Origin of the sequence: Micromonospora maris AB-18-032 (assembly GCF_000204155.1) — a bacterium.
In the GTDB taxonomy this organism is placed as follows: Bacteria; Actinomycetota; Actinomycetes; order Mycobacteriales; family Micromonosporaceae; genus Micromonospora; species Micromonospora gifhornensis.
Map to the genome: position 1 here is coordinate 4,129,049 of NC_015434.1, position 13,344 is coordinate 4,142,392.

General features: G+C 72.7%; 15 protein-coding genes. 5 read left to right on the plus strand and 10 right to left on the minus strand.

Features of this window, described 5'->3' with window-relative positions:
- The first annotated feature begins 7 nt into the window (after window positions 1–7).
- The 4 genes from VAB18032_RS18275 (at window position 8) to VAB18032_RS18290 (ending at window position 5,034) form a co-directional block, all read left to right on the plus strand.
- A complete protein-coding gene (locus VAB18032_RS18275; protein ID WP_013734365.1) occupies window positions 8–1,024 on the plus strand; it encodes a hypothetical protein in 1,017 nt (338 codons plus the stop codon).
- Window positions 1,017–3,680: an FtsK/SpoIIIE domain-containing protein gene (locus VAB18032_RS18280; protein WP_013734366.1), complete on the plus strand. Its 2,664-nt coding sequence runs from the start codon at window positions 1,017–1,019 to the stop codon at window positions 3,678–3,680. Before VAB18032_RS18275 ends, VAB18032_RS18280 begins: the two co-directional genes overlap by 8 nt.
- Window positions 3,677–4,339, plus strand: a complete 663-nt coding sequence (locus tag VAB18032_RS18285; RefSeq protein WP_013734367.1) for a hypothetical protein — start codon at window positions 3,677–3,679, stop codon at window positions 4,337–4,339. The genes VAB18032_RS18280 and VAB18032_RS18285 overlap by 4 nt, the downstream gene beginning before the upstream one ends.
- Window positions 4,340–4,533: 194 nt before the next feature.
- Complete coding sequence (locus VAB18032_RS18290; protein ID WP_415878003.1) at window positions 4,534–5,034, plus strand: GNAT family N-acetyltransferase; 501 nt, start codon at window positions 4,534–4,536, stop codon at window positions 5,032–5,034.
- Here the strand turns inward: VAB18032_RS18290 and VAB18032_RS18295 are convergent.
- Together VAB18032_RS18295 and VAB18032_RS18300 are read right to left on the minus strand one after the other, a co-directional pair.
- Entirely contained in the window at window positions 5,031–6,293 is a 1,263-nt protein-coding gene (locus VAB18032_RS18295) for a cupin domain-containing protein (protein ID WP_013734369.1), read from the minus strand. The genes VAB18032_RS18290 and VAB18032_RS18295 overlap by 4 nt on opposite strands.
- Before the next feature lie 9 nt (window positions 6,294–6,302).
- On the minus strand, window positions 6,303–6,608 hold the full coding sequence (locus VAB18032_RS18300) for a hypothetical protein (RefSeq protein ID WP_013734370.1): 306 nt from the start codon (window positions 6,606–6,608) through the stop codon (window positions 6,303–6,305).
- 252 nt (window positions 6,609–6,860) lie between these two features.
- Here VAB18032_RS18300 and VAB18032_RS18305 point away from each other — a divergent pair, with 252 nt between their 5' ends.
- Window positions 6,861–7,607: a PIG-L deacetylase family protein gene (locus VAB18032_RS18305; RefSeq protein WP_013734371.1), complete on the plus strand. Its 747-nt coding sequence runs from the start codon at window positions 6,861–6,863 to the stop codon at window positions 7,605–7,607.
- Between the two features lie 133 nt (window positions 7,608–7,740).
- Here VAB18032_RS18305 and VAB18032_RS18310 read toward each other — a convergent pair whose 3' ends face one another.
- From VAB18032_RS18310 to VAB18032_RS18345, 8 genes are all read right to left on the minus strand, one after another.
- A complete protein-coding gene (locus tag VAB18032_RS18310) occupies window positions 7,741–8,169 on the minus strand; it encodes a DUF2267 domain-containing protein (RefSeq protein WP_013734372.1) in 429 nt (142 codons plus the stop codon).
- Window positions 8,170–8,467: 298 nt separating this feature from the next.
- Window positions 8,468–9,343 carry a DUF72 domain-containing protein gene (locus tag VAB18032_RS18315; RefSeq protein WP_043721204.1) on the minus strand — a complete coding sequence of 292 codons (876 nt, stop codon included), beginning with the start codon at window positions 9,341–9,343 and terminating at the stop codon, window positions 8,468–8,470.
- 43 nt (window positions 9,344–9,386) lie between these two features.
- Window positions 9,387–9,785 (minus strand): TraR/DksA family transcriptional regulator, encoded by a 399-nt coding sequence (locus VAB18032_RS18320; protein WP_013734374.1) that lies wholly within the window; start codon window positions 9,783–9,785, stop codon window positions 9,387–9,389.
- A 122-nt stretch (window positions 9,786–9,907) separates the two neighbouring features.
- Complete coding sequence (locus VAB18032_RS18325; RefSeq protein ID WP_013734375.1) at window positions 9,908–10,549, minus strand: nucleoside/nucleotide kinase family protein; 642 nt, start codon at window positions 10,547–10,549, stop codon at window positions 9,908–9,910.
- Window positions 10,550–10,606: 57 nt separating this feature from the next.
- Window positions 10,607–11,218, minus strand: a complete 612-nt coding sequence (locus tag VAB18032_RS18330) for a winged helix-turn-helix domain-containing protein (RefSeq protein WP_013734376.1) — start codon at window positions 11,216–11,218, stop codon at window positions 10,607–10,609.
- A gap of 260 nt (window positions 11,219–11,478) precedes the next feature.
- Window positions 11,479–12,006 (minus strand): winged helix-turn-helix domain-containing protein, encoded by a 528-nt coding sequence (locus VAB18032_RS18335; protein ID WP_013734377.1) that lies wholly within the window; start codon window positions 12,004–12,006, stop codon window positions 11,479–11,481.
- A 45-nt stretch (window positions 12,007–12,051) separates the two neighbouring features.
- Complete coding sequence (locus VAB18032_RS18340) at window positions 12,052–12,543, minus strand: rhodanese-like domain-containing protein (RefSeq protein ID WP_013734378.1); 492 nt, start codon at window positions 12,541–12,543, stop codon at window positions 12,052–12,054.
- Window positions 12,544–12,580: 37 nt separating this feature from the next.
- Window positions 12,581–13,045: a cysteine dioxygenase gene (locus tag VAB18032_RS18345; protein ID WP_013734379.1), complete on the minus strand. Its 465-nt coding sequence runs from the start codon at window positions 13,043–13,045 to the stop codon at window positions 12,581–12,583.
- Window positions 13,046–13,344 lie beyond the last annotated feature (299 nt).

A 13,344-nucleotide genomic window follows, 5' to 3' on the forward strand; every position in this document is an offset into this window, starting at 1 on the left:
GGCCGGCGTGTCCATCGTCGAGGATGTCGGCGCGCAGGTCCGGGCCGCCGCCGAGGAACTGCCCCTGGGACTGCTGACGCAGGCGTTGGAGAAGTTCGGGCTGGCCACCGAGCGGCTGCGCTGGGTACGCCAGGAGTCCGCCAACCCGATGGGGGTGCCGGAGCTGTCCGCCGCCACCGAGCACGCCGAGACCGCCGGCTACGCGCTGCGGGTCGCCCAGGAGCAGCTGACCGCGTACCTGGCGGCGATCGGACTGGCACCCGACGGGGCCGCACCGCCGGCCGGGGCGCCGGAGCGTCGAGGCGTGCACGACGATCCGCGGGCAGCCGGGCCGGTGGCCGACGCCGCGCCGGAGCCCGCCGGCGACGTGCGGCTGCGCCGCTGGTGGGCGGTACGGGTGGCGGAGCTGACAGGTGGACGCGAGGGCCCGGCCGAGCAACCCGACGACCGGGTCACCGACTCCCAGGAACTGCTGCGCCGGGTGGTGCGTGGGGTACGCGCCGGCGACCGCGACCGGCTGCACCGGGAGCTGCGCGGGGCCCACGCGGACGTGGGCATGGGCCTGGCCGCGGTGGCGCCGCCGCTGCTGCGCGACCTCGCCGGGCAGTTGCTCGGCCACCCGCCGCGCGGCGACGATCTGCCTCGGCTGCACCGCGAGCTGGACGGCCGGGTCCGTGACCTGCTGCCCGGCCTGCCCCCTCCGGTGCTGGACACCCTGCTGACCCGGGTCTGCCGAATGCCGCCGCCGCGTCGCGGCAACGACGACCAGCCGCATGCCGCCGACCCGGCAGTCACCGCCGGTGTGCTCACCGGCGTGCTGCTCGACCGCCTCGGCCGTGACCTGCCGGATGCAGGCAGCACCCAGCCGACAACCAACACGGGCGGCACCCCGTCGACACCGGACGCGACCAGGCCCGCCGGCCAGCGTCCGCCCAGGCGCGAGGCACCGTGGGATGGGCCGCCGAGACGGCCCATCGCCGAGCACGGGATGGCCGGCCGGTCCGGGAACGGGATCGATGGCTGACCGGCGCAACCAGCTGGTCGCCCGGGTCCGGGAACTGCTCGCCGACGCACTCGGCGCGTCCCGGAACAGGTCGGCCGCCGCACAGACCGCCGTGGCGACCGCCCGGGAGCGGGCGGTGCGGGTACGTCGGGCCGCGTTGGGCGTACCGCAGCGGGTGGGTGCCGAACGCGACCGGCGGCTCGCCGAGATCGACGCCCAGCACACGTCGCGGCTCGCGGCCCTGGCCCGGCAGGCGGCCGAGGCCGCGACCCGGGAGGCGCCCGGGGCGGGTTCGGCCCCGTGGACGCAGTGGCGACGGAGCCCCGCCGGGCGGGGGGAACCGCCGGGCGCGACCCGCATCGGTACGGTGCTGCTGCCCGAGGCCGAGCCGGTACCGGCGCTGGTGGCGCTGCTCGACGGTGGCCACGTCGCCCTCGACGGGGACGCCGAGGGGTGTGCCGCCGTGGTGTCCGCGCTGCTGCTGCGCAGCCTCGGCCGGGCCGCGCCCGGCGACGTGCGGGTGGTCGGCTACGACCCCGATCATCTGGGCGGCGGACTGGCCGGATTCGCCCCGCTGGGCACCGCCGGGCTGCTCACCTTCGTCGGGCCGGGTGGACTGGGTCGGCTGCTGGACGACCTGGTGGAGCAGATCCGCCGGATCAACGAGACGGTGCTCGCCGGGGAGCACGCCACACTGCGCGAGTTGGCCGCCGCCACCGGTCGCCGACCGGAGCCGTGGCGGGTGGCGGTGCTGCTCGGCGGGGAGGAGCTGTCCCGGCACGAACGCGGGCAACTCGACCGGGTGGTCCGGGCCGGTGCCGCGTGCGGCGTACACCTGATCGTGCGGGGGGTGCCGCTGCCGGAGGATCCGACGGTCACCCGGGTGCGCGTCACCGGGGCCGAGGCCCGGATCGGCACCCTGCCGGTACGCCTGGACCCGCCCCCACCTGCCACCCTGGTCACCGAGACCTGCCGTCAGATCGCCACAGTGGTCAGCGCCGGTCCCGCCCCCACCCCGTTCACCGACCTGCTGCCCGCGCCGGAGCAGATGTGGCAGGAGGACTCGGCGACCGGGCTGACCGCGCCGATCGGCGAGGGGCCGCACGGGCGGCCGGTGCTGGTCACCCTCGGCGACTATCCACCGCACGCGCTGATCGGCGGCCCGTCCGGCACCGGCAAGACCAATCTGATCTTCGCCTGGATCGGCGCGCTCGCCGCCCGCTACTCCCCCGCCGAGTTGGAGTTCTACCTGCTCGACTTCAAGGAGGGGGTGTCCTTCGCCCGGTTCGCGCAGGGCCGGCGGGACCCGAGCTGGTTGCCGCACATGCGGCTGGTCGGCATCAACGTCAACACCGACCGGGAGTTCGGTCTGGCGCTGCTGCGGTTCCTCGCCGAGGAGCTGCGCCGACGCGCCGACGCGGCGAAGAAGCACGAGGTCACCAAGCTGGCCGAGCTGCGTGCGGTGGACCCGACCGGCCACTGGCCCCGGATCGTGGCGGTGGTGGACGAGTTCCAGATGCTGCTGGCCGGGCGGGACGCGGTGGCCCGGGAGGCCGCCGACCTGCTGGAGGACCTGGCCCGGCGCGGTCGTTCCCAGGGCATCCACCTGGTGCTGGCCTCCCAGGACGTACGCGGCATCGAGGCGTTGTGGGGCCGCCCCGCGTTGGTCGCCCAGTTCACGCTGCGCATCGCGCTGCCCAAGGCGCTGCGGATCCTGGCCGAGTCCAACGACGCCGCGCAGTCGCTGCCGAAGTTCCACGCGGTGGTCAACGCCGAGTCGGGCCTGCCCGACGGCAACGAGGTGGCCCGGATCCCGTCGGCCAGCGACTGGGAGACCTGGAGCGAGCTTCAACACCGGCTGTGGCGGATGCGGCCGGCCGAGGCGGCACCGGCGCGGCTGTTCGACGGCGACGCGATCCCCCGGTTGGCCGACGCGCCGGACTTCCGGGCGTTGACGGCACCGGAGGTCGGCACACCCCGCAACCCGGTCGCGTTGCTCGGCGAGATCATCGACGTACAGGCGCGGTCGGCGGCGCTGCGACTGCCCCGCGCTCCCGGGCGGAACCTGGCCGTGCTCGGCACCCGGGTCGACGAGGCGTGCGCGGTGCTGGACGCCGCCGCCCGGTCCCTGGCCCGACAGCACCGCCCCGGTACCGCCCGGTTCTCCATCGCCTGCCTGGACCAGGACGCCGACCCGGCGACCCGAGCCCTGTACGAGGACCTCGCCGACGACGCCGCCTGGTACGACGAGGAGAGCGTGGCCGAACTGTTGGCCGAGACCGCCGACGGGCTGGGCGCGCCGGGATCCAGCAGCGCACCGCACTACCTGCTGCTGTTCGCCGTCGACGCGGCGGCCGGCGCGCTGGCCGCCCGCACCGGACGGGCGACCGGGGCGGCACACCTGCGCCGGATCCTGCACGACGGCCCCGAACGGCGTACGCATGTGCTGGCGTGGTGGCGGGGGGTGGCCCGGATGCGCGCGGACCTGGGCGGACCGACCGCCCGCGTCGACCAGATCGGGGCCTGGGTGGCGCTGGACACCCACGGCGGGGAGTTGGGCTCGCTGTACCCCGGCACGGGGCCGGACTGGTATCCCCGGCCCTGGCGCGGGCTCTTCTTCGACCGGGCGGTCCACCGCACCGGGCAGACCATAATCCCCTATGGACCGTCCCGATGAACGAACCGGTGACCAGCCAGACGTACGCGGCCCAGCTGCGGCGGCTCGCCGAACTGAGCGCGCGGGTGCAGCAACAGCGGGACGAGGCGCACGCCTGGTACGAGCAGCAGTGCGCGGCGGCCGACCGGGCGGTGGCCGAGTCGGCCGAGGAGGTCAACCGGGCCGAGCGGGAGTTGGCCGCGGCGCGGGAGACGCAGGAGCGGGTCGACGCCGAGGTCGCCGTGCTGTGGCAGGAACTCAACGCCCGGCTCGGCGGTGGCGGACGACGGGCGGGCGCACCCCCGGCACCGACACCCGACGCCACCGGCGACCCGTTGCCGCTGCTGGAGGGGGCACGCGACCTGCTGCGCCGTACCCGTCAGCGGGGCGAGCTGCCGGGCAATGTCAACCCGCTGATGCTGCTGTGCGGGCTGGGCGGCGCCGTGCTGGCGTACGCCCTGGGGGCCGGCGCCCGCGCCCTCGGCGACCGCACCGACGGTGAACTCGCCGTCGGCCTACCCGTGCTGGCCCTGGTGATCACGCTCCTCGGCCCGGTGCTGGGCCTGATTCCGGCCCGCCTGATCGCCGACCGCCGCCACGCCACCCTCACCCCCCGCCCCGTCCTCCTGGTCATAGCCGCCGGCCTGACCACCACCCTCCTCCTCCTCCTCACCCTCTAACCCCCCGCCCCCGCCCCGCCCCGCCGCAGCGCCCGTCGATCTTGCACTTTGTGTCGCCGCAATAGGGGCAGACAGGGGCAAGTCGGCGACCGAAACTGCAAGATCGCGTGTGATGTGCCGGGGAGGGGTGGGAGGGGAGGGGTGGGTGGGAGAGGGAGGGTGGGGTGGGAGGGTGGGGTGTGGAGGTTCGGCTTGTGCCTTGGTCGGGGGCTGCGCTCGGGCTGTTGCGGCGGATCAATACCGCGGACATGCGGCGGCATGTCGGCGGGGCTGAGTCGGAGGAGCAGATGCTTGCCCGGCACGGGCGGTACCTTGCCATGCCGGCAACTGGCCGCGGTGAGATGTTCGTCGTGCTGCTGGGCGACGAGATGGTCGGCAGTATCGGGTACCACAAGCGTGACTGGCAGGGCGAGCAGATCTACGAGACAGGGTGGAACGTCCTACCGCCCTGGCAGGGCCGAGGTGCCGCCTCCGCAGCCGGGACCGCCCTGATCAGCATGCTGCGCGAGGCCGCCCGCCACCACGACGCGCCCGACAGCCTGCACGCGTTCCCGTCGGTCGAGAACACCGCCTCCAACGCACTCTGCCGCCGGCTCGGCTTCACCCTCCTCGGCCCCTGCGATTTCGAGTACCCGCCGGGCAGCGGCATCCTGATGCGCAGCAACGATTGGCGGATCACCCTCACCGAACCCTAGCCAGGGATCAGGGCGGCTTCCTGGAGGAGGCGGCGGGCGAGGGTGAGGCGGTCGGCGTCGGTGTCCAGGGCGGGGAGGTCACCCACGCGGGTGATCTCGCCGGTGAGCAGGGCGCGTACGGCGGGTTCGCAGTACGCGGGCAGGGTGATGGTGCGGTCGAACAGGCGCAGGGTGGCCTGGTCACCGGTGGCGGTGAGCTGCCAGCGCAGGCCCGGCCGGACGGTGACGTGACTGTCGACGGTCAACGTGGCCAGCGCGGCGGCCTGCGCCAGGGGACGGATCGGGGCGGGACGCGACGCCGACCAGGCCCGCTGCCGCAGCCGGCCCGCCACCGCAGCCGGGTCGGCGTGCGACAACCAGTCGCGCAGCGCCTCGACGGTCTCGGTGAGTTCCGGCTCGATCGCCTCGGGGTCGGCCAGGTCGATGCCGAAGGGCAGGGTGGCCCGCAGCCGGCGGTCCTCGGTGGCCAGCGCGAGCAACTCCTCGACCAGGGCGTACCGGGTCAGTGCCCGGATGCCGACGGTGAGGTGCAGCGAGCTGGACTCCTGGGCTTGGGCGCTGTGCAGCCAGCCGCGCGGCAGGTAGAGCGCGTCACCCGGTTCGAGCACCACGTCCAGGGCGGCCGGTCCCAGGGCGGTGGCGGTGACCTCGTCGGCCCGCCCGCCCCACGGTTGGCGTTCCAGCGGGTCGGGCAGCACCGGCGGGTGGATCCGCCAGTGTTTGCGCCCGTCGACCTGGAGCACGAACACGTCGTGGGTGTCGTAGTGGGTGGCGAAGCCCTGGCTGCCGGGCGGAGTGAGGTAGGCGTTGACCTGCAACGGCTGCCCCACCGCGAGGCTCAACTCGCGGGTGAAGTCGACAAGTGGTGGCCAGTTGCGGTGCAGACCCTGAAGCACCAGGGTGGCGCCGCCGGCGTACAGCTGAAGGATCTTCTCGTCGAGGACCTGGTCGCCGATCTCGGCGCCGGCCCCGCCGCCGCCGGTGTAGCGCGCCGCCGGCAGCACCTGGCCGTCCTTGGCAACCCGCAGAAACGGGGTACGCAGACCACGCCGGCTGAGCAGTTCGTCGGCGTCGTCCGGGCTGAGCAGGTCGGTGAAGCCGGCCGGATTGGGCAGCTCGGCGGCGCGGGACAGCAGCGGTGTCTGTCCCCAGTGGGCGGCGGCGAACTTCTCCGGCTCGACGCTGACACAGCGCGCCAGCGCGGACGGGTACGCCACCGCCGGGCGGACCATGCCGCCCGGCGGATCGAGTTGCGTCATCGTGCTCGGCTACCGGGCGGCACCGTCGGCGCCACCGTCGTGCTGACCCGGCGTCGCACCACCATCGGCCGGACCCTCGGCGCTGCCGTCCGCACCACCGTCGTGCTGACCCGGCGTCGCACCACCATCGGCCGGACCCTCGGCGCTGCCGTCCGCACCACCGTCGTGCTGACCCGGCGTCGCACCACCATCGGCCGGACCCTCGGCGCTGCCATCGGCGCCGCCGTCGTGCTGGCCGGGGGTCGCGCCGCCGTCGGCCGGGCCTTCCAGGCCGCCGCCGCTGGTGCTCTGGATGTCGTCGTCGTTGAGTGGCATCGTGCTCCCTCGGATGAACCCGACCCCGCCATCGGTGGGGTGTGCCGTGCCGCGCGTGGTACCCCGCGCGCGATCTTCTCTAAACCAGTGCAACCCACCGTAGACGCCGGTGCCCCGCGACACGCCCGCTTCGCCGCGCTCGGCACTACCGGGCGATGCCACCCCGGTGGGCTCCCGCCACCAGGCCGCTGGGCTGCTGCGGGCCTGACCCGGTGACAAGATGGGACCGAGCCGATCAAAACGGAGGTGGCGATGACCGAAGCACTGGAACCGCTGGAGCCGGTGACCGAGGACTGGCAGCGCGCCCTGGCGATCGTGGCTCATCCCGACGACCTCGAATTCGGTGCCGCAGCCGCCGTCGCGCGCTGGACCGGACAGGGCAAACAGGTGGTCTACTGTCTGGTCACCAGCGGCGAGGCGGGCATCGACGGGATGCCACCGGCACGCGCCCGACAGGTACGCGAGCAGGAGCAACGCGACTCCGCCGCGCTGGTCGGCGTGGACACGGTCGACTTCCTGGGCCTGCCCGACGGGATTCTGGAGTACGGCGTGGCCCTGCGCCGGGAGTTGGCCGCGGTCGTCCGTCGACACCGTCCGGACATCGTGATCACCAACAACTTCCGGGAGACCTGGGACGGCGGGCTCACCCTCAACCAGGCCGACCACATCGCGGTCGGGCGGGCCACCCTGGACGCGGTCCGCGACGCCGGCAACCGGTGGATCTTCCCGGAGCAACTGATCGACGGCGTCGAGCCGTGGAACGGCGTACGCCAGGTCTGGGCGGCTTCCTCGCCCCGATCGAAGCATGGGGTCGACACCACCGAGACGTTCGACAAGGGCGTGGCGTCGTTGCTGGCGCACGAGGCGTACCTGACCGGGCTGGGTGACGGCAGCTTCGACGCGCAGGAGTTCCTGGAGGGCGGTGCCCGCCTGGTCGGCACCCGGCTGGGCGTGCGCTACGGCACCTCGTTCGAGGTGTTCCACTTCGACCTCTGGTAGGGCCGGCCCCACCTCGGGCTGGCAGTGCCGGGACTGGCGGGGCCGCAGCTACCCGACCGATCGGTCGGGTAGCTGCGGACGCCCGGGCGCGCCGTCCGGATGAGCCGGACGGCGCGCCGCGAACCCGCGACGGTCAGGGCATGATCTGGACGAGGTCGTCGGGCATCGTGGCCCGCACGTCGTCCCATTCGCCCTGGGTGATGTGCCGACGCAGGGTTTCCAGCACCACCTGGACCACCCGCTGCGGGCCGCCCTCCGCGTCGTAGGGGAAGCCCTGCCGGACCTCGTAGAGGAAGTCGTCCCGGTTGAGCTTGATCGGTACGTTCTCCGGCTGCCAGCCGTCGAAGTAGATGCCCCGCACCAGCATCGGCAGTTGTGCGGAGAACTCCACGCTCTCCTGCACCGGCATCCGGTCGCGCAGCAGGTGCAGCACGGTGCGCAGCGCCGCGTACGACTGGTTGCGCTGTGCCTTCGGCCAGCCGTACGCCTGCTCGATGTCCTTGAGGATCAGGTTGGTCTTGTCCACCGAGGACTCAATTGCCGACTGGAACTGCTCAGCCATCTGTCCACCCCCGTAGGTCGGTCTCCCAGCGTCGATCGTCGTGACGTCGCGGCGGACCTACCGGACCGGGCCGTGGCCGGATCGGGCTGGCCCGCCCGAAGCGTGGTGCCCGCCGAGCCTGGTCGCGGTCCCCGACGACGCGCAGGACGGCGTCGCGCCGTCGATGCGGTACCACCGTCATCGCCATTCACCTCCGGTCGTCTCACGCGGACGATCTCCGCTACCACCACCTTCCGCCGGTCGAAGGTGACCCATCCTCACCCTGTGCGGACGAGATGACAGCGCCGGCGCGGACGGTTCAGTCGGACTCGGTCAGCAGCGCCTGGAGTTGCTGGGCGTTGACCTGGGCGTAGTCCCGGTAACAGTTGTTCATCAGGACGTGGGTCTGCTGCGTCTGGTCGGCCAGTTCGCGCAGTCTGGGCGCCCAGTCGGCCAGTTCACGCTTGGAGTAGCGGTAGCCGAACTTCTCGTGAATGTCCCGACTGGTCCACTTGTCGCTGTGGCCGTGGAAGCGGACCACCGCGAGATCCGAGGTGGCCGCCAGCACCGGCGGTACGGACGAGCGGTGCCCCTGCGGCATGTCCACGCCGACGTACGCCAACTGGTGCTCGCGCAGGAAGTCGAGGGTCTCGGTGGCGTTGTCCCCGTCGAACCAGGAGGCGTGCCGGAACTCGAAGACCGGACGCAGCGGCGCACAGCGCCGGGTCACCTCCAGCAGGTACTGCTTGTTGTTCCGGCGAATGGTGAACCAGGGCGGGAACTGGAACAGCAGCGCGCCGAGCTTGCCCGTCTCGACCAGCGGGTCCAGGGCGCTGAGGAAGCGGGTCCAGACCTCCTCGTACGCCTGCGGCGGCAGGTCGTCCGGGTAGAGGTTGCGTTTGTCGGTGGCCGGCCGCAGATCCTTGTAGATCGCGCTGACCTTGGTCGGGTGGCCGGTGAGCAGGCTGAACGCCTTGATGTTGAAGGTGAAGCCGGGCGGGGTGCGTTCGGCCCAGAGCCGGGCGGTACGTTCGGCCGGCGGCGAGTAGTAGGTGGCGTCGACCTCGACAAGCGGGAACTGCCGGGCGTAGTAGGCCAGCCGCTTCTCCGGCGTGTCCGCCGTCTGCGGGTACCACCCCGAGTCGAGCAGCGTACGGTCGGTCCAGGAGGCGGTACCCACTCTGATCTCGCCCATGGGTGAAGTGCACCGCGTCCCGGACCGACCGGCAAGCTGTGGCTCAAGCGGCCCGACGCTCCCGGGTCTGCTTGCACGCCACACAGGTGGTCGCCGACGGGAAGATCTCCAGCCGTTCCACCGGAATGGGAGCCGAGCAGCCCTCGCAGAAGCCGTAGGTGCCCTCGTCGAGCCGGGTCAGCGCATGCTCGAACTGCGCCCGCCGGTCCAGGATGGTGCGCAGCAGCGACTGCGCGGTGTCCCGCTCGGCGGTCTTGGTGCCGCTGTCGGCCTGGTCGTCGCCCGCGGTGTCGCCGACCTCGACCAGCCGGAGCACCTGGCTCTGCTGCACGGCCTGCTCGTACTCCTCGGACAGTTCGGCGTAGCGGGCCTGAAGGGAGAGTCGAATCTGGTCGATCTCCGCCTGGGATCGGCCCGTGCCGACCGTGTCGTGGACGAGCATGGCTGCCTGCCTTCCTGGGCATCATCGTCATCACGGGTGGGACCACCCCACCCGGTCATACCGCCCAGGCGGGTGATCACCCGGGCGCTGTGAGCCCCGCGATTACCCCCGCACCCCGGGGATCAAACCGGGTCGTCGGCGGATTCCACGATCGCCGGGTGACGCGGGTCGTCCACCCGGACCACCAGATCGGCGAAGGTGGCCGGTGCGACCTCCTCGGCGTACCGGGCGTACGCGGGCAGGGTCCAGGCCAGTTCGGCAGCGGTACGCCGACTCAGCGCGGCGGCGGACATCTCCAGATGCACGGTGACGTCGAAGGGCAGTCCTCCGCCGAGCAGGAAGGCGCCACTGATCAGGACCACCCCGCCGGGCGGCACCTCGACGTACGCCGCCCGGCTGGCCCGGTCGGTCCGAGCGTCCCAGAGCGAGGGCAGGATCCGCCCGTCACCCGCCGGCCCCGCCGGGTCGAGCACCTCCCGACGCAGTCCGGCCTCGTCGACCCAGCCTTCGTAGTAGGCGTCCGGGTTGGTCCGGCCACGTTCCAGGCGTACGGACGCCGGGCGCAGGAAGTCGTCGGAGCGGATGTGCCGGGCCGGTCGGCCGTACGCCCGCAGCGGGTCGACCAGGGCGGCGGCCAACTCGTCGGGGTGGGCGGCGGCGGGACCGTCCACAGCGACCCGCAGCCGCCCGGCCGACCTGGTGTCGGCGAGTCGCTGCGCCAGCTCGGTGACCAGTCGCTGCGGTGAGATGGGACGCACACGCATCCGACCATCGTGCCCGGCGCCCGACCGTCACCGCCGCCGACCGCCCGACGCGAGCGCTCAGCCGGTCTGGTCGAGGGTGACCCGGGCCTCGTCGGCCAGCCGGTAGCCGACGCCGTAGACCGTGGTGACCAGGGGTACGTCCACCCCGACCTTGCCGCGCAGCCGGCGCACGTGCACGTCGACCGTACGCACCCCCGCGTGTTCGTAACCCCAGACCGCGTTGAGCAGCTGGAGCCGGGTGAACACCCGGCGCGGATGCACCACCAGATGCAGCAGCAGGTCGAATTCGAGCCGGGTCAGCGGCAGTGGCTCGCCGTCGCGCAGCACCGACCGTGAGGAGGCCAGAATGTGCAGGCTGGGGATGGTCGGCGCGAGCGGCCGTGCCGGCGTCCGCCCCGCCGGCACGACCTCGGTGCGCCGCTCGGGCACCACCGGGCCACCGCTGATGATCGTGCCCTCGCCGTGCTCCAGCAGCTCCCGGGCCGCTTCCAGCAGCTGACGCGCGGCCGGTGTCAGAGACTCCTCACTGGCCAGCGGAATCGACAGGGTGACGGTGATGACCGGGGCGGCTGTGCTGGTCGGACGGCGTTGGCCGCCCGGTGGCCGACCGGGGACCGCTGGTTGGGACGTATGCCATCCGGCGCGCGACGAAGCGGGGCTGACCGACATGGTCCTCCTAGGCTGGTCCGGGTTTTCCCCACGGCCCCGGGACGCCGCTCTATCGATGCTTCCCGGCGCCGGTGTGCGGGTCAAGGGGCGGCTGCGTTGTGTGAATGTGACAATTGACCGACACTTCGGAGCCGGATGCTCGCTCTGCGTACGAGGCCAGATGATTACAGCAGAGTCGCCAACTTGACCCGATACGGGGGGTCGACACCGGAGTTCACCTTTCGTGCGGGACGGCGTGGCACAGCCCCCGGCGCCGGAGATCAGCGTTCGACGCTCACCCGGGCCTCGTCGGCCAGGCGGTAGCCGACGCCGTGGACGGTGGTCAGCAACGGCGTGTCGACACCGAGCTTGGCGCGCAACCGACGGACGTGCACGTCGACGGTACGCGCCACCGCGTGGTCGTAACCCCAGACCTGGTTGAGCAACTGGATCCGGGTGAAGACCCGCCGGGGCCGCTCGGCCATGAACAACAGCAGGTCGTACTCGATCCGGGTCAGCGGGACCACCCGATCGCCCTGCTGGACGCTGCGGGGTCCGGTGAGGATACGGATGACGCTCGGGTCAGCCGCGATCGGCGGGTGATCGGCGTCGTCGCGCGACAGCCTCCCCTCGCCCGAGGCGGCCAGTTCGCCGAGCAGTTCCAGCAACCGGTTCAGTCGCGGGCTCGCCGCTGCGGCGGCAAGGTCGACGGTGATGGTCAGGGTCGGGTTGGCGCGCCGACGGACGAGGCGGCTGCGGCTGGTACGGCCGGACGGGTGTTGGCGCGGGCTGATGGCGACGACGGACACGGCGGCCTCCTGGGGGACTCCGCCACGCCGGGTGGGCGTGGCTGATCAGTGGGACACCCGACCGGCGGTCGCCGGGGGCGCGGGAGTGGACGGGCGGATCGGTGGGGTGGGACCCAGCACCGGCAGGCCGGCGATCCGCCAGGCGGCGAAGCCACCGATCACGTCGGTGGCCCGGAACAGGCCGAGATCCTGCAACGACGCGGCGGCCAGGGACGAGGTGTAGCCCTCCTGACAGAGCACCACCACGGGCAGGTCGTAACCGACCGCCTGCGGCAACCGGGCCGGGCAACGCGGATCGAAGCGCCACTCGAGCACGTTGCGCTCGACGGCGAGGGCGCCGGGCACCGTCCCGTGCGCGGCCCGTTGCGCGGCCGGCCGGATGTCGACCAGCAGCGCCCCCGCCCGGTACGCCAGATGTGCCTGCTCCGGGTCGAGGCGGTCCAACCGGGCCCGGGCGGCGGAGAGGATCTCGTCGATCCCCCGGGAGCCCGGCGGCGGTACCTGACAGTGGGCGGCGGGGTCGGTCTGCGGCATCATCGTTCCTTCCAGGTGTGTCGGCTGGTGCCAGGGGGGTTCACCATGCCACGCCGGCCTCGGCCACCTCGGCGGCCCTCAGCCGACCCCCGTCGAGGTGGTAGCGGGTCATCCGACGCAGGGCCGGACGGTAGACGTGCACGCTGACCGCCGGTTCGGCGTGCCGGTTGGTCACCACGTGCACGTGCCGGGGGCCGAAGCGGCGGCCGGAGCCGGCGTCGAGCAGATGCGGACGCAGCCGCCCGCCGCTGACCGTCTCCTCGGTGAGCACCCCCGAGCAGACCAGAAAGGCACCGGACGAGCCCCCGTGGTCGTGCAGATCGGTGCCCTGACCGGGCAGCCAACTCAACGCCCACACCTCGTGGTCGTCGTCCGCGGCGAGCCGGGCGTACCACCGGCTGGCCGGGTCGAAGCGCAGCGGCACCGGCCAACTCCCGGGGTCGCCGGCCCAGCGCCGGGCGACGGCGAGCAGGTCCGACCGCTCGGAGACAGGCAGAGCAGGCATGGCTTCCTCACGAGTTTCAACGGCTGTGGTCTCCACCCAGACTAGGCGGTAAACCCTATAGGGTTAGTAGGTAATCTCACATGCTGGGACATCTTCCTCATGATCGCGCTCGATCCCGGATCGAGTGGCTCGGTGGCGCGACCCAGCCACTCAATACGATCTCGAGCGCGATCTTGCGCCTACGGGCGACCCTGGACGCCCATTCGACACCTCGTGGCGTGACGGGCGGCCAGGGCCCGAGCACCGGGGCGAGGGCGATCGACTCGACGCCCCAGGTAGGAGTGCCGGGGCAGGGCTGT